Here is a 22,197-nt window from a genome sequence, read left to right as displayed (position 1 = left end):
TGGCCGAAGCGGTGCTGCACTGCAAATCAAGCTTGGCTTTAAACCGGGAGCGTTTACGCCTTGGCGAGGGTCCGCACGGCATCGTGCGGCGGTTCTTCCACCGCGTCCCCTGTTCTTCGCCTGCCCCGAGAGGCCCTGATGCGCCGTTTCGTCGTTGCCCTGGGCGGGCTTGCCTGCGCGACGTTCGCGCTGGCAAGCCCTGCCGCAGCCTATGAGATTGACCCGCTCACGCGTCAGCCGCTGACCGAGGTTCTGACGGTGCGCGTGCGCCCGCAGAACACGTTGCCGACCGCCAACGCGGCTCTGCCGGCGGATATCCCAGGCGCGCCCGCCGACCCGCTCGCGTCGACCGTGCCGCAGATGACCGCGATTCCGCGCGATACGGTTCCCTATTCCGGACCCTACGCCCCCGGCACTATCGTCGTCTCGACCACCGAGCGCCGGCTCTACCTCATTCAGCCCGGCGGCGAGGCCCTGCGCTACGGCGTCGGCGTCGGCCGTCCCGGCTTCACCTGGGGTGGCACGCAGACCGTCACGATGAAGCGCGAATGGCCGGATTGGCGCCCGCCGTCGGAGATGCTGCGCCGCCGTCCCGACCTACCGCGCTACATGAAGGGCGGCATCGAGAATCCGCTCGGCGCGCGCGCCATGTATCTCGGCAACACGATCTACCGCATCCACGGCTCCAACGAGCCTGAGACGATCGGCACGGCGGTGTCCTCCGGCTGTATTCGCATGACCAACGAGGACGTGACGGATCTCTACAGCCGCGTGAAGGTCGGCGCCCGGGTCGTCGTCCAGCGCTGATCGTTCATCCGAAATGTAAATGAAAAAGGGCCGGCAGCGATGCCGGCCCTTTTCGTTTGGGCGTGGTCCAAGTCGGTCTTGGTCCGAGGGAGCGAGGCGTCAGCCGATCAGCAGCAGATCCAGCACGACCGCCGCGATGCCGCCTGCCACGGCCAAGCCGAGGATAACGACGCTGCTGAGCTGATCGACGGAATTCACGTCCTGACCGACGCGGTGTTGGAACTCATTCGCTGACACAAGCGACCTCCGTTGAAATATCGCACGCCAACGGGTGGGGCGGGGGATGGTTCAATGCCGGACCGTCGCAGGCGGCTCCGAAGCCGCGTGGGTCGCCGGCGCGGAACCTCCCCCCGTAATGCCGGTTGGCTCCCCTCAACAGGGAGGCCCCAACCATGGTCGATGCCAGCCAGATACGCGAGCACGCCACCGTCGTCGGTTCCGATGGCGGACATGTCGGCACGGTGGATCACGTCGGAAAAGGTGAGATCAAGCTGACGAAGAGCGACGCCGACGCGGGCGGGCTCCATCACTACATCCCCCTCGATTTCGTGATCGCCGTCGAGGGCGATCAGGTCCGGCTCAATCGGAGTGCGGACGAGGTGAAGAAAGAGTGGAGCACGTCGGGCGCCGCGTAAGCGAACGTCATGCGCCCCGGTCGCGGTTCGAGCGTCCGAATCGATCGACCGCCTCGTCTCGGCACCGAGTTCGGCCTCATCATACGCCGATGGCCGACGCCGCGTTCATGGAGAGAACTTTGACTGCACAGAATGATCGGCCGAAATCAGAATCCGAGCCGAAGCCGATCGGTGATCCGCCTCCCGCTCCGCAGCCGCCGGCCGGAGATCCCCCGCCGCATCGGCCGGATGCGATCCCCGACGAGGATCTCGACCAGGTCGAGGAGCAGCCGAGCTGATGCGTTTCGCGGGCCACCTTCAGGCGTGGCCCGCGTCACGTTCCACGATCTGATCGCGTTCTCAGTGGCAGCCGCAACCGGCGCTTCCGCAGCCCCCGCTGCCATGGCTCGTTTTCGCGGGTGCGCTAGTCACGCGGTCCCTGGTGAGGCCACGCTCCTCCAGCTCGCGCAGATAGGTCGACCAGCGATTTCGGTACTCGCGGCCGAGATCGAACAGGTAGTCCCACCCGTAAATACCCGTATCGTGCATATCGTCGAAGAACAGCTTCACGGCGTAGTTGCCGATGGGCTCGACGGAGAGGATTGCGACATCGCGCTTGCCGCCCAGCACCTTGCGTTCGGCCGGAGAATGGCCTTGAACCTCCGCTGAGGGACTCGACACGCGCAAGTATTCGGCGGGCAGCTCGAAGCGGCCGCCGCCATCGAACGCGACGGTCAGAATGCGCTTGTCTCCGGACAGGCGGATCTCGGTGGGGCCAGCGCTCACTCATGACGGTCGGTTCCACGCTCTCATGCCGGCGTGCGCTCCCGCGCTTGCCGGATAATGCCACCGCCCTCATATGGATGGCGATGTTGGATCTGTCAGCCGACAAAACCACCCATGCCGGCACCGAGTCGAGTTCAGAGGCGCGTATGTGGGGCCCCGCCGACGATATCCTCGCGCCGGTCCGGCCGGCGCCGCTGATCGACCCGTTCCAGCGGGCGATCACCTATCTCCGCATCTCGGTGACGGATCGCTGCGACTTCCGATGTGCCTATTGCATGTCGGAAGACATGCAGTTCCTGCCCAAGCGCGATCTGTTGACGCTGGAAGAACTCGATCGGCTCTGCGGCGTGTTCATCGATCGCGGTGTGCGCAAGCTGCGGATCACCGGCGGCGAGCCGCTGGTGCGCCGTGACATCATGCATCTGTTCCGCCGGCTCTCCCGCCACCTGAAGAGCGGCACCCTCGACGAGCTGACGCTGACGACCAACGGCTCCCAGCTTGCCCGCTTCGCGCCCGAACTGGCCGAACTCGGCGTGCGCCGGATCAACGTGTCGCTCGACACGCTGGACCCGGACAAATTCCGTGCGATCACCCGGCGCGGCGACCTGTCGGTGGTGCTGGCGGGGATCGAGGCGGCGCGGGCCGCCGGAATCAAGGTCAAGATCAACGCTGTGGCGCTCAAGGGCGTCAACGAGGACGAGATCGCCGACATGATCACCTGGGCTCACGGGCTCGGCATGGACATGACGCTGATCGAGGTCATGCCGCTCGGCGAGATCGAAGGCGACCGCACCGACCAATTCTTGCCGCTGTCGGTCGCCCGCCAGCGCCTGGAGCAGCGCTTCACGCTGACCCCGCTGCCCGACCGCACCGGCGGCCCGGCGCGTTACGTGCGGATCGAGGAGACCGGCGGGCGGCTCGGTTTCATCACGCCGCTGACGCATAATTTTTGTGAGAGCTGCAACCGGGTCCGTCTCACCTGCACTGGCAAGCTCTACATGTGCCTCGGCCAGGAGGACGCGGCCGATCTCCGCGCGGCCCTGCGCGCCTCACCCGACGACGTGCTCGTGACGCAGGCCGTCGTGGAGGCGATCTCCCGCAAGCCCAAGGGCCACGACTTCGTCATCGAGCGCGCCCGCCCGGCGGCCGTGCCGCGGCACATGAGCGTGACCGGGGGCTGACGCTCTTCAGCCCGCGACCGGGACCAGCGTGTCTCGAATCTCCCGGTTCGCGAGCCAGTTCTGGACGCGTTCGCAATGCGTGGCGATCTTCGGCGTGTGCGCGTAGATCGCCAGCGATCCCTCGACCATCGCCCGCAACTCGATGCAGCGGGCGGCATCCACGAGGAAGTTCAGGCCGCCGAGCGGCGGCTTGAAGGTCGTGCTGCCGGCGACGCCGAGCCGTGCCGCGATCTCCGGATAGACCGGCCAGATGCTGCCGCTGAGCGGATCGGGCAGATAATCCTCGCAAGCCGCCGTTCGCGCCGGAATCTCAGCACGGTGAAGCGCGTCGCGGGCTAGATCCGCCAGGACGAACAGCTTTGGATGATTGATCGTGTGCATGAAGCAGCCGCGGCGCATCCACCCGGCGAACAGGCGGTCGAGGTTGCAGCCGTGGGCGTGGCTCATCGCCAGCAAGGCGTCGCGATTGGGAAACCAACCGTCGAGATAGCCGACGCGCGAAAAGACCTCGGCCCGGAACAGCGAGACGATCTCATCGGCCGAGAAGCCGCGGGAGAAGCCGTAGACGATCAGCGCCGAGTGGTAATCGCCCATCGGCGAGCCGAACAGGCCGCCCTTATGGGCGATGTAGACGATATCCGGGTGGAACGCCGGGAAGACGATCGTCGGCACGGGCACGACGAGCCGGGCGATCTCGAAGATCCGCGCGGGCGTCACCTCGCCGAACGGGCCGGCCTCGAACGGGAAGCATACGGTCAGGTCGGCGTCCCGCACTGCGTCGAGCAACCGCGCGGGGCTTGAATCGAACTGCGCGAAGGTTGCCGGCTCTACCGACGCGATCTCAGCATCCGGCGCAAAGAACCCCAGGCATCCCGCAAGGACGGCGACTTGGCAGTTGTTGCCGACGACGACGATTCGCCTAGCCACGGCCGCGTGCCTCCGGCTGCCAGCAATTCCTCGTCGCAGACCACAGCGGCCTGCCGGGCGAACTCATGGCGCGCCTCGTGCAGGCTGCGGCTGGAGGCGGGCAGGGCGTCTTGGTCCCCGCCCTCAGTGAGATGGCGGAAGAAGACCCGCATGACATGATCGACACCGTCCTTGCTGACGGACCTGAGATCGCTCTCGAGATAGCGGAAGGCGCCCTCGGGCGAGGTGATGATCTCGTAGGAGGGGAAGTACAGCGTATCGTCGCGCGTGTCGGCGAGACGCTGGGCGGCGACCCGGAGCACCGCCTTGCTGTGCACGGTCGATAGCAGCACGTGGCGCCCTTCATAGGTCGCGACAAGCGGCACCGGCGAGACCGTCAGGATCAAGCGCGCCCGCGGATTGACCGCCTTCAGGGCATCGGCAAAGGCGGCGAGATCCGCAATCACCTCCTCGACCGGCTGGTTCCTGAAGGCGTAGGCCTCCGAATCGAAGGTGCCGGCGGCCACGCCCGGACAGAGCGGAAAGGCCGCCCCGTCGGCCGTCGCTTGCCAGCCCTCGGTGAGGCCGAGGGTGAAGACGAAGACGTCGAGGCTTTCGAAGAGCCGGCGCACCTGGGCGAAGTGCTCTTGCCGCTCCGCCTCTATCGCTTCGGGGCTGACGAAGCCCGCGGGCTCGATGCGCGGCCGGAACGGATCGGCGAAGCGCCCGTCTGCTCGTTCCCAGGCTGCATCGGCGGGGGTGAAGCGGCCATAGGCCCGCTCGATGAGCTGCAGCAGCTGGCGCGCGGTGTAGACGTTGCCGTAGCGCGCCGAGAACAGGCGGTAGCCGCGGGCGCGAGCCTCGTCCGGCGTGACGCCTTCGGGCGCGTCTTCCGTGACGAGATAATGGTAGCCGCTCGCCTGAAGCCTGTCGGCGATGTGCTGGGCAAAGCAGCTACCCGCCGTGGCGATTCGGGTCTGCCGCGTCAGCCGGAACCCATCCGGTACCGGCGGGCCGGCCATCGGGTCGAGGGCGAATAGCGGCAGCGAGCCGACGGAGCGATCCCAGAAGGCGTGGTCGGCAAGACCGGAATAGGGGTTTCGGGCGCGGTCTTGCATCGGCGGGCGGACCCTAGCCGACCGGCTCCGCAGCGGCAACGCCATCACTCGAGCCGAATCCGTTCGGATTGCCTTAGGCCGGCGTCCACTTCGTCGAAAAGCGCTCTGCCACTGCTGCGCTTTGCATTTTGAATGTCGTGCGCGCGGGGCTAGAGCACGCCTTTGGACGATCGGATACCGGAGACACCAATCCCATGGCGAAAGTCGCGTTCCTGGGCCTCGGCGTGATGGGCTCGCCGATGGCGGGGCACCTTGCGAAGAAGGGCCACGACGTCACCGTCTTCAACCGCACCGGTGCCAAGGCCGAGGCATGGGTCGCCGCCAATGGAGGCCACGCCGCGGCAACACCCCGCGAGGCGGCAGCCGGATGCGCCATCGTCTTCGCCTGCGTCGGCAATGACGACGATTTGCGCTCGGTGGTGCTCGGCGCGGACGGTGCTTTTGCCGGCATGGAGAAGGGCGCGATCTTCGTCGATCACACCACTGCCTCGGCCGAGGTCGCCCGCGAATTGTCCGCGGCGGCGGACGCGGCCGGGCTTCGCTTCATCGACGCCCCGGTCTCCGGCGGTCAGGCCGGCGCGGAGAACGGCGTGCTCACCGTCATGTGCGGCGGCGAGGAGGCGACCTACGCCGAGGCCGAGCCGGTCATCATGGCCTACGCCAAGTCCTGCCGCCTGCTCGGGCCTTCCGGTTCGGGCCAGCTCACCAAGATGGTCAACCAGATCGCCATTGCCGGGGCGGTGCAGGGGCTCTCGGAGGCGATCCACTTCGGCAAGCGCGCCGGCCTCGACATTGATGCCGTGCTCGACGTGATCTCCAAGGGCGCGGCCGGCTCCTGGCAGATGGAGAATCGCGGCCGGACCATGAACGCGGACAAATTCGACTTCGGCTTCGCCGTCGAGTGGATGCGCAAGGATCTCGGCATCCTGCTCGCCGAGTCGCGCCGCAACGGCGCCCGCCTGCCGGTGACGGCGCTGGTCGACCAGTTCTACGCCGAGGTTGAGGCCATGGGCGGTAAGCGCTGGGACACCTCGTCCCTCATCGCCCGGCTGGAGCGCTGAGCCGGGCCTCGACCTGGGACCACGCTGCCTCCGGCGTGGTCCAATGCCAATCCTCCCCCATCTGGTGGCGGAACCATGTGAACTGGCGCTTGGCGTAGCGGCGGGTATCGCCCTGGCCGCGCTGGATCGCTTCCTGGCGGGAGATCGTCCCATCGAGATAGGCGATCAGCCCCGGCACGCCGTGGGCGCGCATCACCGGTAGCAGCGGATCGAGATGCCGCTCCCGGAGCGCAACGACCTCGTCGAGCGCGCCTTGCTCCATCATCGTCACGAATCGCGCGTCGATGCGCTGGCGCAGGGCCTCGCGCTCGGTGGCGAGGAAGAGCTTCAGCAGCGGCTTCCCGGCGAGCGGGCCCGGCACACGCGCCTCGTGAAACGAGCCGATGGAGCGGCCGGTCGCCGCGTGGATTTCAAGCGCCCGCATCACGCGCATCCGGTCCGAGGGCCGCAGCCGCTGGGCGCTCTCGGGATCACGCAAAGCGAGCGCGGCGTGAAGCGTTTCGGTCGGCTGTCCGTCCGCCTCCGCTCGGATCTGCTGCCGGATGGCGTCGGGCACCTCCGGCAGATCCGAGATGCCCTCGTCGAGGCTACGGAAATAGAGGCCGGTGCCGCCAACGAAGACCGGCAGACTGCCCGCATCTATTTCCGAAAGGAGCGCGGCCGCCTGCCGTTGGAAGTGCCCGACGGAGAAATTCACCGCCCCGTCGATGCTGCCGTAAAGGCGATGGGGGGCCAGTCCTTCCTCCTCGGCGGTGGGTCGCGCCGAGAGCACGCAAAGGTCGGCGTAGACCTGCATCGAATCGGTGTTGATCACCGTGCCGCCGAAGGCGCGCGCGATTCGTGACCCCAGCGCCGACTTGCCCGAGGCGGTGGGCCCTGCAATGAGGATGGCGGCCGGGCGCCCTGTTTCCTGCCCGTCCGGACTTTGCACGGCATATCTCCATGACCCTCGTCGCGACGCTGATAGCAAACCCGGCACGGCCCGCCATCACCGATGCGGTGCTCGCCGAGGCGCGCCGCGTGGCGCGGACGGAGCATCAACCGCGAACGCTCCACGGTGAGGTCGCGGCCGAGCTTCTGGTGCCGGGCGCGCCCGACGAAGCGCCGGCCCTCACGGAGGCCCTGCGCGCGGCGTTCGGCTCCGAGCCGATTGACGTGGCCGTGCTCCCCCACGATCAGCACCGCCGCAAGCGGCTGTTCCTCGCCGACATGGATTCGACCATGATCGAGCAGGAATGCATCGACGAACTCGCCGATGTCGTCGGCATCAAGGATCAGGTGGCGGCGATCACCGAGCGGGCCATGCGCGGCGAGGTCGCCTTCGAGCCGGCCCTGCGCGAGCGGGTGGGACTGTTGAAAGGCCTATCCGTCGGCGTAATCGATGGTCTGATCCGCGACGCCATCCGCCTCACGCCGGGCGGCGGCACCCTCGTTGCGACGATGCGGGCGCACGGCGCCTTCACCTGCCTCGTCTCGGGCGGATTCACCCTGTTCACCGGCCCCATCGGCACCTGTCTCGGGTTCGATGAAACCCGCGCCAACCGCCTCGATGTGGCGGACGGCCACCTGACGGGAAGGGTGATCGAGCCGATCGTCGGCGCGGAGGCCAAGCGTGCGAGCCTCATCGAACTGCGCGAGCGGCTGGGCCTGAGCCCTGCGGAGACGATCGCCGTGGGTGATGGGGCGAATGACCTGCCGATGCTCGGTGAGGCCGGGCTCGGTGTCGCCTTCCGCGCCAAACCGAAGCTGGCGCAGGCGGCGCAGGTGAGAATCGAACACGGCGACCTGACCGCGCTGCTCTACCTGCAGGGTTTCTCGGCGGCGGAGTTCGTCGCTTAGTCTTTTCCGGCCACGGCCCGAAGCTTTGGGACGCAAACCGACTGCGTGCCATCCCTTCTGCCCCGGTTCGGGAAGAGGGGATGGCAACACTGTCGATTGGGTCGCCGTTTACTCCAACCCGATCGCCACGAAGCGCACGTCGCCGCTGGTGCTGGCCACCAGCAGCAGGACCGACTTGCGGCCCTCCTTCTTGAGAGCCTCGACGCGCTTCGTCACGTCGGCCGGGTTCGAGATCGCCTCCTGGCCGACCTCGACGATGACCTCGCCCGGCTGGATGCGCTTGTCGGCCGCGGTCGAGTTGGGATCGACCTTGGTGACGACCACGCCGGTCTTGACGCTCTCCTTGATGCCGTAGCGCCGCCGCACCTCGTCGTTGAGGCCGGAGAGGTTGAGGCCGAGGACCTGGCGATTGACCGATTCCGCCTCCGGCTGCTTGAGGTTGGCGACCTGAGCTTTCTCGCCGTCCTCGAGGCGACCGAGCACGACGGATTTCGTCTGCTCCTCGCCCTTGCGCACGACCTGAACGTCCACGGACTTGCCCACCGGGGTCGCGGCGACGATGCGCGGCAGCTCGCTGGAGGATTTCACCGGCACACCGTTGAACTTGACGATGACGTCGCCGACCTCGAGCCCCGCGGTCTTGGCCGGGCCCTTCTCATCGACGCCAGCCACCAGCGCACCCTTGGCGCCGCCCTTCAGACTGAGCGCCTCGGCGGTGGCCTCATCGACGTTCTGGATGCGCACGCCGATCCAGCCGCGGCGGACCTCGCCGAACTGGCGGAGCTGATCGACGACCTGACCGGCAGTTGCCGACGGCACCGCGAAGCCGATGCCGACCGAGCCTCCGGAGGGCGAAAGGATCGCGGTGTTGATGCCGATCACCTCGCCATCCATGTTGAACAGCGGACCGCCGGAATTGCCCTTATTGATGGCCGCGTCGGTCTGGATGTAGTTGTCGTAGGGACCGGACTCGATGTTGCGGCCCCGCGCCGAGACGATGCCGGCGGAGACCGAGCCGCCGAGGCCGAACGGGTTGCCGATCGCCATCACCCAGTCGCCCGGGCGCATCTTGTCGGAATCGCCGAAGGGCACGGCCTTGAGCGGGCGCTCGGCGGTCGGCTTCACCCGAAGCAGGGCAAGGTCGATCTTCGAATCCTTGCCGATGATCTCCGCCTTGAGCTTGGTGCCGTCGCTCAGGATGACCTGAATGTCGTTGGCGTCGCCGATGACGTGGTTGTTCGTCACCACGATGCCCGAGGCGTCGATGATGAAGCCGGAGCCGAGCGAGTTCGACTTGCGCGTCGGTCCGCGCGGGCTTTCGTCGTCACCCTTCGGCACGCCCTGGCCGCGCCGCTTGAAGAACTCCTCGAAGAGATCCTCGAACGGGGTGCCCTGAGGCAGTTGCGGCATGGTCCGGCCGCCGCGGTTGCTGGCTTCGACCGTCGTCGAGGCCGAAATGTTCACCACCGCATCCGTCACCTTGTCAGCAAGGTCGGCGAGCGATTCCGGGCCACGGGCGAAGGCGGGGAGCGGCAGGGCGGTGACCGTGACGGTGACGCCCAGCACCGCAGCGGCCAGGGCCGATGAGGCGCGCCGGGCAAACGACGGCGTTCGACCCCGGACGGCGTTCGCGGCGAGTCTCATGGACGATTCCTCAAGCTCAAAGAGTGCCTGTTTCAGGCCGACTTATAGATTCAGCGGCCGGCACCCCGATCAAGGGTGCCGGCCGCGATGGTCGTATCGGTCGCAGATCGCTCAGCGTGCGGTGCCCGAAGCCGTCGGCTCGGCGTCGTTGCGGGCACCCTGCGGACGGCGTCCCTGCGGATCGTTGAAGAAGCGGAAGAAGTCCGAGTTCGGACTCACCACGAGCCGGGTGTCCTGCCCCTTCAGCGCCTGCTCGTAAGCCTGCATCGAGCGATAGAAGGCGAAGAAGTTGGCATCCTGGCTGAACGCCTCGGCGAGGATGCGGTTTCTCTCCGCATCGCCCTCACCGCGCAGCTCTTCCTGCTTCTGATTGGCCTCGGCCAGGATCACGACGACGTCGCGGTCCGCCTTGGCGCGGATCAGCGTCGCCGCCTGATCGCCGTTGGCGCGAATGTCGGTCGCTTCCTTCTTCCGCTCCGACGTCATGCGGTCGTAGACCGCTTGGCTGTTCTTGGCGGGAAGGTCGACACGGGTCATGCGCAGATCGACGATCTCGATGCCGAGACTCTTGGCCTGCTTGTTCACGTCCTCCTGGATTGTGTTCATCAGGTCGGCACGCTCGGTCCGCACGATGGCGTCGCGGCTGGTACGAGCCAGAACGTTGCGGAGGGCCGAGTTGGTGAAGCTCGCCAGACGCTGGTTGGCCAGGGCGATCGTCCCCGCCGCCTGGTAGAACTTCAGCGGATCGATGATCCGGTAGCGGGCGAAGGCATCCACTTCGAGGTTCTGCCGGTCGGCGGTGAGCAGGGTCTGAACCGGAAGGTCGAGGTCCAGCACTCGCTTGTCGAACAGCACGACGCTGTCGGTGAACGGCACCTTGAAGTAGAGGCCGGGCTTGTTCTGGCCCACGGGGTTCAGCACGTCGCGCACGCGGCCGAGCTGAAGCACGAGCGCCTGCTGCATCTGCCCTACGGTGAAGACGGAGGCGTAGAGGCCGATCGCGGCGACCGCCGCGAGGATGACCAGGCCGGTCCGAATGGCTGGATTGTTCATCGGCCCGTCGCTCCGTTCGTCTGCGTCCGCCCATTCTCCATCAGAGGCAGCACCGGCAGCACGCCCGCGGCGTTGGCACCGGCCACGCCACCGTTCTGATCGATGATCACCTTGTTCACGGAGCCGAGCACGCGCTCCATCGTCTCGAGGAAGATCCGCTCGCGGATGACCTCGGGCGCGACCTTGTAGGAGTCGTAGACCTGACGGAAGCGGGACGCCTGACCGGTCGCCTCGGAGGTGGCCTGGGACTTGTAGGCCTCGGCTGCCTGCATGACCTTGCTGGCATTGCCTCGGGCTTCCGGCGTCACGCGGCTCGCATAGGTCTCGGCCTCGTTACGCACCTGCTGGGCGTATTGCTGCGCCGCGTTCACGTCGATGAAGGCGGGCCGCACCTCCGGGGGAGGGGTGACGCTGGTGAGCTGCACGACCTCGATCCGCACGCCCGCGCCATACTCGTCCAGAGCGCTCTGAACGATCTCCTTGACCTCCTGAGAGATGCTGGATTGCTCGTTGGTCAGGATCGCCTGGATGTTGCGGCGGCCGATCACCTCACGCATCGCGCTCTCGGCGATGGCCTTGATCGTCCCGTCCGGGTTGGCGAGGTTGAAGACGTAGTCCTCCGCCTTGAGCGGGTTGACGCGCCACTGCACCTCGAAATCGATATCGACGATGTTCTCGTCGCCGGTGAGCATCAGGCTCTCTTCCGGCACGTCGCGCTGACGCGTCGTGTTGCCGGCAGCCATGTAGCCGATCGGAATCGAGTTCACGATGCCGACGTTGGGCTTCTGCACCGAGCCGATCGGGTAGGGGAAGTTGTAGCGCAGGCCTTCACCGGACTGGCCGGTATAGCGCCCGAAGATCGTGTTGATGCCGACCTCGTTCGGCTTCACGATGTAGAATCCGGTCAGCAGCCACGCGCCGAGCACGAGGCCCGCTGCCAGGAGGAGTCCCTTGCCGCCGCCGAAGCCTCCGCCGGGCATGACGCCGCGGAGACGATCCTGGCCGCGCCGGAGCAGATCCTCGAGATCGGGGGGCGTCTTGCCGCCGCCCCCGCCACCCCAGGGACCGCCGCCGTTACCGCCGCCGCCGCCGCCGGGACGGCCCCAGGGGCCACCTCCGCCGCCGCTCTGATTGCTCCAAGGCATTCTCGACGTGAACTCCTGCTGAAGCCGGTCCCCGCGAATGCGGACGACCCTTGCCCTAAAACCCTGGCCCTAAACGCGATCCGTCGCCCCGCCAGGGGGCGGGAAAAGCCGGTTTTCCCAATTTTCCCAAGCGCCAGAACGCGTTTGCAGTGCCGCACGGACGCTGCGCACCTGAGTGGCGCCGCGCAGTCCTGTCAAGGCTGGCAGGTGGGTCCACACCGCGTCAACCGCAACGGCCGTTCGTGCCACGAAACTCTTTCGGCCCCTGCGGCCAAAGCGCCGGATGCCCGGTCAACGGCTGCCCAACCGCTCCAAGTCCACGAATTGAAACGCGAACTCGTCGCGCTCGCCGGGGCCGTGCGCCTCGCGCAACGTCTCACGGAAGAGAGCCCGGTCGAAGGGCGGAAAGTACGCATCGCCCTCGGGCGCCGCATCGACTTCGGTGAGATGCAGCCGGTCGGCATGGGGTAGGGCGAGCCGGTAGATCTCGGCGCCACCGACCACCATCAGTTCGTCGTCCCCGGCGGCCGCAAGCGCTTCGTTCCCAATCATGCACGACGGTCACGTCGGGGAGGGTGAGGCTGCGGTCGCGGGTGATGACCAGACTGCGCCGTCCGGGCAGGGGGCGGCCGATCGAATCCCAGGTCTTGCGCCCCATCAGGATCGGCTTGCCCATGGTGAGCGCCTTGAAGCGCTTCAGGTCGCTGGAGAGCCGCCACGCGAGGCTGTTGTCGCGGCCGATCACGCCGTTGCGGGCGATGGCTGCGACCAGAGAGATGCGGGGTCGATCCATCAGACCGCCACCGGTGCCTTGATCGCGGGATGCGGTTCATAGCCTTCGATCACGATGTCCTCGAAGCGGAAGTCGAACAGCGAGCGCACCTCCGGGTTCAATCGCAGCCGGGGCAGGGGCCGCGGCTCGCGCGAAAGCTGGAGGTGGGTCTGCTCCAGATGGTTGGCGTAGAGATGCGCGTCGCCGAAGGTGTGGACGAAGTCGCCGGCCTTGAGCCCAGTCACCTGCGCCATCATCGCGGTGAGCAGAGCGTAGCTGGCGATGTTGAACGGTACGCCGAGGAAGGCATCGGCCGAGCGCTGGTAGAGCTGGCAGGACAGGCGCCCGTTCGCCACGTAGAACTGGAACAAGCAGTGGCAGGGGGCGAGCGCCATCCGATCGAGGTCGGCCGGGTTCCAGGCCGAGACGATGAGGCGGCGCGATTCCGGGTTGCGGGCGATCTCGTCGAGGATCCAGGCGATCTGATCGACGGTGCCGCCGTCGGGCTTTGCCCAGGAGCGCCACTGCTTCCCGTAGACGGGGCCGAGATCGCCGTTCGCGTCGGCCCACTCGTCCCAAATCGTAACGCCGTTCTCCTTGAGATAGGCGACGTTGGTGTCGCCCTTCAGGAACCACAGCAGCTCGTGGATGATCGAGCGCAGGTGGAGCTGCTTCGTCGTCACCAGGGGAAAGCCGTCCGCCAGATCGAACCGCATCTGGTGGCCGAACACCGAGAGCGTGCCCGTACCGGTTCGGTCCTCCTTGCGGACGCCCTCGGACAGGATGCGGGTGAGCAGATCGTGATAGGCGCGCATGGCCCCTCAGGTCTGGCAATTGCCCCGGCGGATGTCGAGTCGGGCCTTGCTGCCGTCCCGGCTTTCCCCCGGTCTTGGTTACGCGGGCTACCGAAGCAGGCTCGGACCGAGCTGGTAGGCCAGCAAACAGAAATTGCTCCAGCCGTGCAGCAGGATGCAGGGCCAGAGCCGGCCGGTGCGCCAGCGCAGCCAGCCGAGGGTGAGTGCGAGCGGCAACAGGGTCAGCGGCCGTGCGAGTGCGCTCTTGGCGCCCGGATCGAGGGAGACGTGGGCGAGGCAGAACAGGAGCGCCGTCGCCACGATCGTTCCCGCCGGCCCGAGGAAGGCGCTGGCCCGGGCGAAGGTCTCACCCCGCAGCAGCAATTCCTCCGCAACCGGGGCCAGCACCACGACGAAGGCGAACCACAGGCCGAGCATCGTCGGGTTCAGGAAGGGCGACAGGCGAACCCCGCTGCCGAAATTCATGTGGAGTGCTGCCGCCGTCGTCGTCACCCATGCGATGTGGATCATCGGCCAGAGCGGGAGCAGCAGCCAGAGCCTCCGCATGGGCAAGCGGGGTTCGAGGGGGCGGGCCAGTCCGAGCCGCTGGCGCCAGGCGCCGCCGCCGGCCCAGGCGGCGAGCCCGATCACGAGCCCTGCCATCAGCACTTGCCGCAGGGCGTCCATCATGACGCCGCGCCCCGTTACCTCCGACAGGGGCAGCCGCGGGCGCGCGGAGGCGTTCGTGAACGGATCGATGCCGAGCCGCAGATCGCCACCGACACGCACGATGAGGATGGCGAGGCCGCTCGCCAGAAGCAGGATCGCGAGCGGGACCGCGATGAGCAGCAGCACCCGGCCGAACCATGACAAACCCGCTGCGAGCGGGGGTTTCGACGGGCGTGCGTCGGCGGCGGCGGGCGGCATATCGGCCACGCTCGCAACGCGGAGCGGGTCTGAGCGCAGATCGCTCTTCAAAACCGCCGTCGGCCTCTCTATATTCGCTTTGCCGGTCGCAAGGCCGGCTATGGCGATAAACGTTCTTCGAAATAAACCTATCGGACCCGGGGGCGGTACCCGGCGCCTCCACCCGAACCCAGGACCGATGGCCGCACGGCCTCACGTGTTGGGTTCCGGCGGGGGCGAAATAGGATCGACGAGGGCGTAAAGGGTGAACTTTCGCTCGGCATGGTTCCGCCGTTATCGGGCCTTTGCAATAGTTGCCAACGACAACTTTGCTCCGGTGGCTGTCGCCGCGTAAGCGGTGCCAAAAACCGACCTAAAGTCCTAGCGGGTAGCACCGCATAGGCGGGGTTCGGAGGTACCTGGCAACAGAAACCTCCACTCAATTTCCACGACCCGGCGCAGCCCAATCCCGGCCGTGACCGGTGAAGCGAGCGCCGATGGCCGAAGATCTGATCCGTTACGATCTCCTGGTTCAGGACGCCCTGCGCGGTGTCGTGCGCAAGGTGCTGACCGACGCCGCGCGTGAAGGGCTGTCGGGCGAGCATCACTTCTACATCTCGTTCCGCACCGAGGCGCCGGGTGTGCGCATGTCGCAGCGCCTGCGCGAGAAATACCCGCAGGACATGACGATTGTCCTGCAGCACCAGTTCTGGGATCTTGGGGTGACTGAGCACAGCTTCGAGGTCGGGCTGTCCTTCTCGGGCGTGCCGGAGCGGCTGCTGATCCCGTTTGACGCGCTGTCCGGCTTCTTCGATCCGTCGGTGCAGTTCGGCCTCAAGTTCGATCTGAACGAGGGTGCCGAGGGTGAGCAGGCGGAGGAGACGCAGCCGAGTGCGCCGGCCAAGACCGGCCCGCGCGGAGCCGGCTCCGAGCCTGCCGAGATCAAGCCGAAAAGCACGGGTCTCGCCACGGTGCAGAACGGCCCGAAGATCGTTCCGGCCCTTCCCGCCTCGGGTAAGGCGAAGACGGACAACAAGCCCGAGGACGGCAGCGAGGCCAAGCCTGAAGCCGCCGAGAAGACGGATCGCGACGGCACTGCCGAAGTCGTGAGCCTCGACGCTTTCCGTAAGAAGAACTGATTCTTTTTCTCCCGCGACCGCTCCTCCTCCGGGGGGAGCGGTCGCGTGCATTAGGCGCGCCGCTGCGCCAGCATCCGCAGGCCGTCCTTCGGCCGCAGCGTCACGCGGTGGAGCGGCGTGACCGGAGGATGATCCGCCGTCAAGGTAAGCCGCACCGCGCGCGCCACGTGGGCGAGCACCAGCGTCGCTTCCTGCACCGAAAAGCTTTGGCCGATGCAAACCCGCGGACCCGCCCCGAACGGCAGGTAGGCGAAGCGTTCGACGCGGTCGCGCCGCTCCCCGAGGAAGCGCTCGGGGATGAAGGCGTCCGGCTCATCCCACAGCTTGCGGTGCCGGTGCATCACCCAGGGTGCGATGATGACGGTCGAGTTGCGCGGGATCTTCACCCGCCCGATCCGATCCTCGCGGAGCGCTTGGCGGCTGAGGAACGGCACCGGCGGGAACAGCCGCATCGTCTCCTCCATCACCGCCTTGGTGAAGGGCAGCCGGTCGAGTTGCAGCGCGCCGCCCTCGCCTGCGGCGGCATCGACCTCCGCTTCCACACGCGCCCGCGCCGCCTCGTCCTGCGACAGGCAGTAAAGCGCCCAGGTCAGCGCGTTGGCCGTGGTCTCGTGGCCGGCGGCGATGAAGGTGACGATGTTGGCCTTCACCTCAAGGTCGGAGAGGCCGCGACCGGTCTCCGGGTCCTGGGCGGCCAGTAGCAGTGTCATCAGATCGTGTGGCGCCTCGCCGCGGGCGAGCGCTGCCTTGCGCTCGTCGAGGAGCGTGTCGACCACCTCGGCGAAGAACCGCAAAGCCGGCCGGGCCCGCAGCCGGCCGAGCCGCGGCACGAAGGCGGGGAAGCCGAACACGTCGAGGGGGTCGATCGGTCCGATCGATTCGAGCAGGCGGGTGATGGCGCGTCCGAGCGCATCGGGATCGCCGGGCAGGCCTTGCGTGAAGATCGTCCGCTCCAGCACGTCGAGGGTGGCGCGGGTCATCTCCAGGGCGACATCGACTGTGGCACCGTCGCGCCGGGCCAGCCGCCGGCCGAGCCGCGCGCCGGCGGCATCCATCTGCGCGACGAAGCCCGCCACATGGCGAGCGGAAAAAATCGGTGCCAGCGTGCGGCGCTGAAGCCGCCACTCGTCGCCCTCCGCCGTGAGCAGGCCGTCGCCGAGGCCCGGCGCCAGCACGCGCTTCTGCAGATCGTCCTTGCGGTAGTGGGCGGCGCGCTCCACCAGCAGGTAGCGCACCAGGGCCGGGTCGCTCACGACGGTGATGCGCCCCATCGCCGTCTCGCCCGCGACGACGAATTCCTCGAAATGCGCGTCCATCCACGTCGCGATCGGGTTCTCGCGCACCTTTTTCAGGAAGGCGAAGAGACCGAGCGGCTGCGTGAGCGGCGGCGGCACCTTCGGCCGGAAAAGCGGTGTGGTCGTCGGAGGCGCGAGGGGCAGCGTATCCAGCATCGGCAGGCGAACAACCTCGGCGGTAACGGAGTGCGCGATGCGTCATCCCCCGTTCCGGGCTGGCATCGCGCTTGTCATCGTGCTTCGTTAAGTAGGGCCGCATCAGAGCCAACGAAGAGGCCACGATGTCGCCGCACGAGAACCCTTCCGTCGAGACGCGCACCGAGTCCGACACCTTCGGCCCGATCGAAGTGCCCGCCCACCGCTATTGGGGCGCCCAGACGCAGCGCTCGATCCAGAACTTCAAGATCGGCACCGAGCGCCAGCCGGCGCCGCTCGTCCACGCGCTCGGCATCGTCAAGCAGGCGGCCGCGCTGGTGAACAAGGATCTCGGCGGCCTCGATCCGAAGATCGCCGACGCGATCGCCGAATCCGCCGCCGAAGTGGTCGCCGGAAAGCACGACGACGAGTTCCCGCTGGTGGTGTGGCAGACGGGCTCGGGCACGCAGTCCAACATGAACGCCAACGAGGTGATCGCGAGCCTCGCCAACGAGCGGCTCGGGGGCAAGCGCGGCGGCAAGTCGCCGGTCCACCCCAACGATCATTGCAACCGCGGCCAGTCCTCGAACGACACCTTCCCCACCGCCATGCACATCGCGGTTGCCCGCGAGGTTCAGGAGCGGCTTCTGCCGGCGCTCTCTCACCTGCACACCGCGCTCGACGCCAAGGCGAAGGAGTTCGAGAGCATCGTCAAGATCGGCCGCACCCACTTGCAGGATGCGACGCCGGTCTCGCTCGGCCAGGAATTCTCCGGCTACGCCGCGCAGGTCGCGCTCGGTGGCGCGCGCATCGCCGCCACGCTCCCCGGCGTGCTGGCGCTGGCGCAGGGCGGCACCGCCGTCGGCACCGGCCTCAACGCGCATCCCGAATTCGCGGAGCGGTTCGCGGCCAAGGTCGCAGAGCTGACCGGGCTGCCCTTCACCTCGGCCGAGAACAAGTTCGAAGCGCTCGCCACCCACGACGCCCTCGTGTTCCTCCAGGGCGCCCTGACGGCTTTGGCCTCGGGCCTGTTCAAGATCGCCAACGACATCCGCCTGCTCGGCTCCGGCCCGCGCTCGGGCCTCGGCGAATTGTCGCTGCCGGAGAACGAGCCCGGCTCCTCGATCATGCCGGGCAAGGTCAACCCGACCCAGTGCGAGGCGCTGACGATGGTCTGCGCCCAGGTGGTCGGCAACGGCACCACGGTGAGCTTTGCCGGCTCACAGGGTCATTTCGAGCTCAACGTGTTCAAGCCCGTGATCGCCAACGCGGTGCTGCAATCGGTGCGGATTCTGGCCGACGCCTCGGTCAGCTTCACCGACAACTGCGTTGTGGGCATCAAGGCCAACACCGACCGGATCAGCGACCTGATGAGCCGCTCGCTCATGCTGGTGACGGCGCTCGCGCCCTCGATCGGCTACGACAAGGCCGCCGAGATCGCCAAGACCGCGCACAAGAACGGCACCACCCTGAAGGAAGAGGCGCTGCGGCTCGGCTACGTCACCGACGAGGAATTCGAGCGGGTCGTGCGCCCCGAAACCATGCTGGCGCCCAGCGCGGAATAAGCGCTAGTTTCGCTTCCCGGCGCGGACCCTCCGCGCCGGGTCGTCCGGAGGGCTGACACGGTGGCCGAGATCATCAACCTGCGCCAGGTGCGCAAGGACCGTGAGAAGGCAGCGAAAGAGGCCAAGGCCGCGGAGAACCGCATCCTGTTCGGCCGGCCGAAGAAGGCGAAGACGCTGGCCGAGACGCGCAAGGCGATCGAGCAGTCCCGCCACGAGGGTCACCGCCTCGCCGATCCCGACAAGGAATGACGCGCGCCCCGCTGCGGGAGAACGCGAAACGCTCGGTGATGATCGCGGGCCACCGCACCAGCGTCTCGCTGGAGGCGGAGTTCTGGACTGCGCTTCAAGAGATCGCGCAGGCGCGCGGACAATCGGTGCAGGCGCTGATCGGAGCGATCGATTCCGAGCGCGGCGCGCGCAACCTCTCCTCGGCGATCCGGGTGTTCGTGCTCGGCGCGTTTCGCGACGAACGCGCGCCGTCAGAGCGCCCCCTCCCTGATCGCGCCGGGATCGGCCAGGGCGTGCAGGAGGCCGGCGGCGGAATGGGCGAAGCGTAGGGTGACCGACTTGCGCCGGGCCGGGCTCAGCGGATGGTCCGGCGGCTCACGCAGGATCGCTGCGCCGAAGGAATCGGCGACGATGAGGCCGCATTCCTCCGGGATCAGCGATTCCGGCACCGTTTCGGGGATCGCGAAGAAGAAGCGGTCGCAATAGTCGCGGTAATCCGGCCATTTCCGGTCGGCGCGGAAGTCAGCGACGCTCGATTTGATCTCGATGATGGTGAGCCGTCCGGCGCCGCAGAGCGCGATCACGTCGGCGCGGCGTCCGTTGGCGAGCGAGAATTCCGGCAGGCTCACGCAGCCCATTTCGGCGAGCAGGCGTCGGACCCCGCGCTGAATGTTGAGCGCGGTCGGTGACTGGCGCCGGTCCGGCGGCAGGACGATGTGGGCGAGGGCTGTGGACATGCCGGGGCGTTGGCTTGCGGATGAGGCCGAATCGAGTCCGCGCATCCTGCCAGCGCGATTACCTCAGTGTCACCCGCCGCTTTGCCGCACGGCCAAAGCCGCCCGGATCGCCGCGAACCCGTCCGTGAGGGCGGCCGGGCCCGGCTGGAGGATCAGCGGCGACTTGATTTCGTGGATGCGCCCCGCCGCCACGGCGGGAATCGCGTCCCATCCGGGCCGGGCGCGGATGCGCTCGACGTTGACGCGCTTGCCGCACCAGGAGGCGAGGATCACGTCGGGTGCGGCCGCGATCACCTGCTCCGCCGTGACGATACGGTCCTTCGCCGCCTGTGCGCGGCTGAGGTCCGGAAACACGTCTTGCCCGCCGGCATAGCCGATCAGGTCGGAGACCCAACCGATGCCGGAGATCATCGGCTCGTCCCACTCCTCGAAATAGACCTTCGGCCGGACGTGTCCCGCACTCTCAGCGGCGGCCTCGGCGAGGTGCGCCTCGTAGGACCGGGCCAGTACCTCGGCCCGCTCCGCCGCCCCGACGAGGGCGCCGACGGTGCGGATCATCGCGAGGCAGCCTTCTACATCGCGCTGGTTGAACAGGTGGACCGCCACGCCGGCGCGAGCGAGGCTGGCGACGATCTCGGCCTGAAGATCCGAGAAGGCGAGGACGAGGTCCGGTTCGAGGGCGAGAATCTTCGGCAGATCGGCGCTGGTGAAGGCCGAGACCCGCGGCTTCTCCCGGCGCACCTGCGGCGGGCGCACGGCGTAGCCCGAAACGCCGACGATGCGGCGATCCTCGCCCAGCAGATAGAGCGTCTCGACGGTCTCCTCGGTGAGGCAGACAATGCGTTCGGGCGGAAAGCGTCGCATGGCGCGTCAGTAATGCAGCCACGTCAGCAGGCCCGCACCGGGGGCGAGCAGGACGAAGGCCCAGACGAAGGCCGAACTCCAATTTGCGAGCTGGAACGGGATGCGGGCGAGGCCGAAGCTGCCGGCGACCAGCGGCACCACCGCCCGTGCCGGACCGATGAAGCGGCCGATGAGAATCGCCCCGGCACCCCAGCGCCGCAGGAAGGCTTCGGCCTTCGCCGTCATCTCCGGGTGCCGGCTCATTGGCCAGAGGCGCTTGACGCCGTCCTTGTAGTAGTGCCCGACCTCGTAGGAGACCCAATCCCCGAGCCCCGCGCCGATGCCCGCCCCGATCACCATGGGCCAGAACGGCAGGCCGCTGCTGCCGATCAGCGCGCCGACGCCGAGCAGGATCGCCGTGGCCGGCACCAGCAGCGACAGGACCGCCAGCGATTCGCAGAAAGCGATCACGCCCGTCACCAACGGGGCCCACGCCTTGTAGGTCTCGATGAAGGTGAGGACGGATTGGCGGGCGGCGTCGAAATCCATACTCACTCCGGAAGATTGGCCGAGAGCCGTATCCACCCTGATGGCATCAGGCCGGCGTCTCTAGGTCTTTGTTTTGATGTGCATTCTTTCGACGAACCGGTGATCGCTTCGTCGGGATGCGGTCAAGGTCGGCCGAGCCCTAACGCGCCGTTGCACCGATCGGATGCGCGCGGGGGCCCGCCGGGTTATCACGATGCAGGAGCGGATACCGGAGCACCATGAAGGTCCTGTCGATCCAGTCGCATGTCGCCTACGGCCATGTGGGCAATTCGTCCGCCGTGTTCCCGATGCAGCGGCTCGGGGTCGAGGTCTGGCCGGTGCACACGGTGCAGTTCTCCAACCATACCGGCTACGGGCAGTGGCGCGGGCGCGTCTTCGACGGGCCGGCGGTGGAGGAGGTGGTGCAGGGCGTGGCCGAGCGCGGCGCGCTCAAGGAATGCAACGCCGTCCTCTCCGGCTATATGGGCTCGGCCGATATCGGCACCGCGATCCTGCGGACGGTCGCCGCCGTGCGCGCGGCCAACCGTGAGGCGCTCTATTGCTGCGATCCGGTGATCGGCGACACCTATTCCGGCGTCTATGTCCGCCCCGGCATCGCCGATTTCATGCGGTCGCAGGCCGTTCCGGCGGCCGACATCCTCACTCCGAACCAGTTCGAACTCGACCTCATCTCGGATGCGCCGAGCGACACGCTGGAGGCGGCCAAGGCGGCGGCCGCTTCGGTTCAGGCGCTCGGCCCCCGCGTCCTGCTCGTCACCTCGCTCGTCACGGCGGAGACGCCGCCGGATGCGATCGACATGCTGGCGGCCGAGGGTGGCTCGTTCTGGCGGGTGCGCACGCCCCGGCTCGACCTGAAAGCGGTCTCGGGCGCGGGCGATGCGGTCGCCGCGCTCTATCTCGTGCATTACCTGCGCACCGGCTCGGCGGCCCTGGCGCTCGGCATGGCGGCGGCCTCGATCCACGGCCTGCTGCGCCGGACCGCGGAAGCTGGTTCGGACGAGTTGCTGACCGTCGCCGCGCAGGAAGAGTTCGTCGCGCCGAGCGCGGCCTTTCCCGTCGAGATCGTTTGAACCTTCTCAA

The 22,197-nt window shown here is 67.6% G+C and carries 24 protein-coding genes, 1 other RNA gene and 2 pseudogenes; 12 read left to right on the top strand and 15 right to left on the bottom strand.

The annotated features are described in order from the left end of the window. Positions 1-138: 138 nt before the first annotated feature. Entirely contained in the window at positions 139-807 is a 669-nt protein-coding gene (locus M2437_RS20145) for a L,D-transpeptidase (RefSeq protein WP_015822994.1), read from the top strand. Positions 808-906: 99 nt separating this feature from the next. Here the strand turns inward: M2437_RS20145 and M2437_RS20140 are convergent, their stop codons facing one another. Beyond that, the gene (locus M2437_RS20140; RefSeq protein ID WP_015951148.1) at positions 907-1,044 is read right to left on the bottom strand and encodes a hypothetical protein; all 138 of its coding nucleotides are present in this window, start codon (positions 1,042-1,044) and stop codon (positions 907-909) included. A 155-nt stretch (positions 1,045-1,199) separates the two neighbouring features. Here M2437_RS20140 and M2437_RS20135 point away from each other — a divergent pair, with 155 nt between their 5' ends. Next, positions 1,200-1,442, top strand: a complete 243-nt coding sequence (locus M2437_RS20135; protein ID WP_015822995.1) for a DUF2171 domain-containing protein — start codon at positions 1,200-1,202, stop codon at positions 1,440-1,442. A gap of 89 nt (positions 1,443-1,531) precedes the next feature. Next, the gene (locus M2437_RS20130; RefSeq protein WP_182567317.1) at positions 1,532-1,720 is read left to right on the top strand and encodes a hypothetical protein; all 189 of its coding nucleotides are present in this window, start codon (positions 1,532-1,534) and stop codon (positions 1,718-1,720) included. 61 nt (positions 1,721-1,781) lie between these two features. Here M2437_RS20130 and M2437_RS20125 read toward each other — a convergent pair. After that, positions 1,782-2,211 (bottom strand): annotated as a pseudogene (locus M2437_RS20125) (gamma-butyrobetaine hydroxylase family protein). A 142-nt stretch (positions 2,212-2,353) separates the two neighbouring features. On the opposite strand from M2437_RS20125, the gene moaA reads away from it, so the two are divergent. Then, on the top strand, positions 2,354-3,388 hold the full coding sequence (moaA, locus tag M2437_RS20120) for a GTP 3',8-cyclase MoaA (RefSeq protein WP_253389651.1): 1,035 nt from the start codon (positions 2,354-2,356) through the stop codon (positions 3,386-3,388). A gap of 6 nt (positions 3,389-3,394) precedes the next feature. Here the strand turns inward: moaA and M2437_RS20115 are convergent, their stop codons facing one another. Beyond that, positions 3,395-4,315, bottom strand: a complete 921-nt coding sequence (locus tag M2437_RS20115) for a WcbI family polysaccharide biosynthesis putative acetyltransferase (protein ID WP_253388500.1) — start codon at positions 4,313-4,315, stop codon at positions 3,395-3,397. Beyond that, positions 4,216-5,412 carry a GSCFA domain-containing protein gene (locus M2437_RS20110; RefSeq protein ID WP_253388499.1) on the bottom strand — a complete coding sequence of 399 codons (1,197 nt, stop codon included), beginning with the start codon at positions 5,410-5,412 and terminating at the stop codon, positions 4,216-4,218. Before M2437_RS20110 ends, M2437_RS20115 begins: the two co-directional genes overlap by 100 nt. A gap of 194 nt (positions 5,413-5,606) precedes the next feature. On the opposite strand from M2437_RS20110, the gene M2437_RS20105 reads away from it, so the two are divergent. Next, positions 5,607-6,473 (top strand): NAD(P)-dependent oxidoreductase, encoded by an 867-nt coding sequence (locus M2437_RS20105; RefSeq protein WP_253388498.1) that lies wholly within the window; start codon positions 5,607-5,609, stop codon positions 6,471-6,473. On the opposite strand, the gene miaA is transcribed toward M2437_RS20105, so the two are convergent. Next, positions 6,451-7,404, bottom strand: coding sequence for a tRNA (adenosine(37)-N6)-dimethylallyltransferase MiaA (gene miaA / locus M2437_RS20100; RefSeq protein ID WP_253388497.1), 954 nt, complete (start codon positions 7,402-7,404; stop codon positions 6,451-6,453). The two genes, M2437_RS20105 and miaA, sit on opposite strands and share 23 nt — an antisense overlap. A gap of 11 nt (positions 7,405-7,415) precedes the next feature. Here miaA and serB point away from each other — a divergent pair, with 11 nt between their 5' ends. Next, positions 7,416-8,312, top strand: coding sequence for a phosphoserine phosphatase SerB (gene serB, locus M2437_RS20095; protein WP_253388496.1), 897 nt, complete (start codon positions 7,416-7,418; stop codon positions 8,310-8,312). A gap of 108 nt (positions 8,313-8,420) precedes the next feature. Here serB and M2437_RS20090 read toward each other — a convergent pair whose 3' ends face one another. From M2437_RS20090 to M2437_RS20065, 6 genes and pseudogenes are all read right to left on the bottom strand, one after another. After that, on the bottom strand, positions 8,421-9,956 hold the full coding sequence (locus tag M2437_RS20090; protein WP_253388495.1) for a Do family serine endopeptidase: 1,536 nt from the start codon (positions 9,954-9,956) through the stop codon (positions 8,421-8,423). A 111-nt stretch (positions 9,957-10,067) separates the two neighbouring features. Next, a complete protein-coding gene (hflC, locus tag M2437_RS20085; protein WP_015823005.1) occupies positions 10,068-11,009 on the bottom strand; it encodes a protease modulator HflC in 942 nt (313 codons plus the stop codon). Next, complete coding sequence (gene hflK, locus M2437_RS20080; protein WP_003597766.1) at positions 11,006-12,154, bottom strand: FtsH protease activity modulator HflK; 1,149 nt, start codon at positions 12,152-12,154, stop codon at positions 11,006-11,008. The genes hflC and hflK overlap by 4 nt, the downstream gene beginning before the upstream one ends. A 291-nt stretch (positions 12,155-12,445) precedes the next feature. Beyond that, positions 12,446-12,947 (bottom strand): annotated as a pseudogene (locus M2437_RS20075) (dihydrofolate reductase). After that, positions 12,947-13,741, bottom strand: a complete 795-nt coding sequence (locus M2437_RS20070; RefSeq protein ID WP_253388493.1) for a thymidylate synthase — start codon at positions 13,739-13,741, stop codon at positions 12,947-12,949. The pseudogene M2437_RS20075 and the gene M2437_RS20070 overlap by 1 nt, the downstream one beginning before the upstream one ends. A gap of 87 nt (positions 13,742-13,828) precedes the next feature. Next, positions 13,829-14,647 carry a CPBP family intramembrane glutamic endopeptidase gene (locus M2437_RS20065; protein ID WP_253388492.1) on the bottom strand — a complete coding sequence of 273 codons (819 nt, stop codon included), beginning with the start codon at positions 14,645-14,647 and terminating at the stop codon, positions 13,829-13,831. Between the two features lie 42 nt (positions 14,648-14,689). On the opposite strand from M2437_RS20065, the gene ssrA reads away from it, so the two are divergent. Together ssrA and M2437_RS20055 are read left to right on the top strand one after the other, a co-directional pair. Beyond that, positions 14,690-15,066: a transfer-messenger RNA gene (ssrA, locus tag M2437_RS20060) on the top strand. A 57-nt stretch (positions 15,067-15,123) separates the two neighbouring features. Beyond that, positions 15,124-15,765 carry an SspB family protein gene (locus M2437_RS20055; protein ID WP_253388491.1) on the top strand — a complete coding sequence of 214 codons (642 nt, stop codon included), beginning with the start codon at positions 15,124-15,126 and terminating at the stop codon, positions 15,763-15,765. A 50-nt stretch (positions 15,766-15,815) separates the two neighbouring features. Here M2437_RS20055 and M2437_RS20050 read toward each other — a convergent pair whose 3' ends face one another. After that, a complete protein-coding gene (locus M2437_RS20050; RefSeq protein WP_253388490.1) occupies positions 15,816-17,216 on the bottom strand; it encodes a cytochrome P450 in 1,401 nt (466 codons plus the stop codon). A 125-nt stretch (positions 17,217-17,341) separates the two neighbouring features. Between M2437_RS20050 and fumC the strand changes: the two genes are divergently transcribed. Genes fumC through M2437_RS20035 form a run of 3 tightly spaced genes read left to right on the top strand, consistent with a single transcriptional unit; the run spans position 17,342 to position 19,317 of the window. After that, positions 17,342-18,760 carry a class II fumarate hydratase gene (gene fumC, locus M2437_RS20045; protein WP_003597776.1) on the top strand — a complete coding sequence of 473 codons (1,419 nt, stop codon included), beginning with the start codon at positions 17,342-17,344 and terminating at the stop codon, positions 18,758-18,760. Positions 18,761-18,820: 60 nt separating this feature from the next. Next, positions 18,821-19,009, top strand: coding sequence for a DUF4169 family protein (locus M2437_RS20040; protein WP_003597777.1), 189 nt, complete (start codon positions 18,821-18,823; stop codon positions 19,007-19,009). Continuing rightward, entirely contained in the window at positions 19,006-19,317 is a 312-nt protein-coding gene (locus tag M2437_RS20035) for a ribbon-helix-helix domain-containing protein (protein WP_253388489.1), read from the top strand. Before M2437_RS20040 ends, M2437_RS20035 begins: the two co-directional genes overlap by 4 nt. Here M2437_RS20035 and M2437_RS20030 read toward each other — a convergent pair. The 3 genes from M2437_RS20030 to M2437_RS20020 form a co-directional block, all read right to left on the bottom strand. Beyond that, positions 19,240-19,725: an MmcB family DNA repair protein gene (locus tag M2437_RS20030; protein ID WP_003597780.1), complete on the bottom strand. Its 486-nt coding sequence runs from the start codon at positions 19,723-19,725 to the stop codon at positions 19,240-19,242. The two genes, M2437_RS20035 and M2437_RS20030, sit on opposite strands and share 78 nt — an antisense overlap. Positions 19,726-19,794: 69 nt before the next feature. Next, positions 19,795-20,589, bottom strand: coding sequence for a cobalamin-binding protein (locus tag M2437_RS20025; protein WP_253388488.1), 795 nt, complete (start codon positions 20,587-20,589; stop codon positions 19,795-19,797). A 6-nt stretch (positions 20,590-20,595) separates the two neighbouring features. Beyond that, the gene (locus tag M2437_RS20020) at positions 20,596-21,117 is read right to left on the bottom strand and encodes a DedA family protein (protein WP_003597784.1); all 522 of its coding nucleotides are present in this window, start codon (positions 21,115-21,117) and stop codon (positions 20,596-20,598) included. A gap of 218 nt (positions 21,118-21,335) precedes the next feature. Between M2437_RS20020 and pdxY the strand changes: the two genes are divergently transcribed. After that, positions 21,336-22,187 carry a pyridoxal kinase PdxY gene (pdxY, locus tag M2437_RS20015; protein WP_253388487.1) on the top strand — a complete coding sequence of 284 codons (852 nt, stop codon included), beginning with the start codon at positions 21,336-21,338 and terminating at the stop codon, positions 22,185-22,187. The last annotated feature ends 10 nt before the right edge of the window (positions 22,188-22,197 follow it).

It is taken from the genome of Methylorubrum pseudosasae (assembly GCF_029504475.1).
In the GTDB taxonomy this organism is placed as follows: domain Bacteria; phylum Pseudomonadota; class Alphaproteobacteria; order Rhizobiales; family Beijerinckiaceae; genus Methylobacterium; species Methylobacterium extorquens.
The sequence above is the reverse complement of the archived record's forward strand: the minus strand, read 5'-3'. Positions and strand labels throughout refer to the sequence as shown.

Coding starts and splice junctions, on each gene's coding strand:
- M2437_RS20145 (WP_015822994.1), top strand. CDS start 139: ATGCGCCGTTTCGTCGTTGCCCTGGGCGGGCTTGCCTGCGCGACGTTC.
- M2437_RS20135 (WP_015822995.1), top strand. CDS start 1,200: ATGGTCGATGCCAGCCAGATACGCGAGCACGCCACCGTCGTCGGTTCC.
- M2437_RS20130 (WP_182567317.1), top strand. CDS start 1,532: ATGGCCGACGCCGCGTTCATGGAGAGAACTTTGACTGCACAGAATGAT.
- moaA (WP_253389651.1), top strand. CDS start 2,354: ATGTGGGGCCCCGCCGACGATATCCTCGCGCCGGTCCGGCCGGCGCCG.
- M2437_RS20110 (WP_253388499.1), bottom strand. CDS start 5,412: ATGCAAGACCGCGCCCGAAACCCCTATTCCGGTCTTGCCGACCACGCC.
- M2437_RS20105 (WP_253388498.1), top strand. CDS start 5,607: ATGGCGAAAGTCGCGTTCCTGGGCCTCGGCGTGATGGGCTCGCCGATG.
- serB (WP_253388496.1), top strand. CDS start 7,416: ATGACCCTCGTCGCGACGCTGATAGCAAACCCGGCACGGCCCGCCATC.
- M2437_RS20090 (WP_253388495.1), bottom strand. CDS start 9,956: ATGAGACTCGCCGCGAACGCCGTCCGGGGTCGAACGCCGTCGTTTGCC.
- hflC (WP_015823005.1), bottom strand. CDS start 11,009: ATGAACAATCCAGCCATTCGGACCGGCCTGGTCATCCTCGCGGCGGTC.
- hflK (WP_003597766.1), bottom strand. CDS start 12,154: ATGCCTTGGAGCAATCAGAGCGGCGGCGGAGGTGGCCCCTGGGGCCGT.
- M2437_RS20070 (WP_253388493.1), bottom strand. CDS start 13,741: ATGCGCGCCTATCACGATCTGCTCACCCGCATCCTGTCCGAGGGCGTC.
- M2437_RS20065 (WP_253388492.1), bottom strand. CDS start 14,647: ATGCCGCCCGCCGCCGCCGACGCACGCCCGTCGAAACCCCCGCTCGCA.
- M2437_RS20055 (WP_253388491.1), top strand. CDS start 15,124: ATGGCCGAAGATCTGATCCGTTACGATCTCCTGGTTCAGGACGCCCTG.
- M2437_RS20050 (WP_253388490.1), bottom strand. CDS start 17,216: ATGCTGGATACGCTGCCCCTCGCGCCTCCGACGACCACACCGCTTTTC.
- fumC (WP_003597776.1), top strand. CDS start 17,342: ATGTCGCCGCACGAGAACCCTTCCGTCGAGACGCGCACCGAGTCCGAC.
- M2437_RS20035 (WP_253388489.1), top strand. CDS start 19,006: ATGACGCGCGCCCCGCTGCGGGAGAACGCGAAACGCTCGGTGATGATC.
- M2437_RS20030 (WP_003597780.1), bottom strand. CDS start 19,725: ATGTCCACAGCCCTCGCCCACATCGTCCTGCCGCCGGACCGGCGCCAG.
- M2437_RS20025 (WP_253388488.1), bottom strand. CDS start 20,589: ATGCGACGCTTTCCGCCCGAACGCATTGTCTGCCTCACCGAGGAGACC.
- M2437_RS20020 (WP_003597784.1), bottom strand. CDS start 21,117: ATGGATTTCGACGCCGCCCGCCAATCCGTCCTCACCTTCATCGAGACC.
- pdxY (WP_253388487.1), top strand. CDS start 21,336: ATGAAGGTCCTGTCGATCCAGTCGCATGTCGCCTACGGCCATGTGGGC.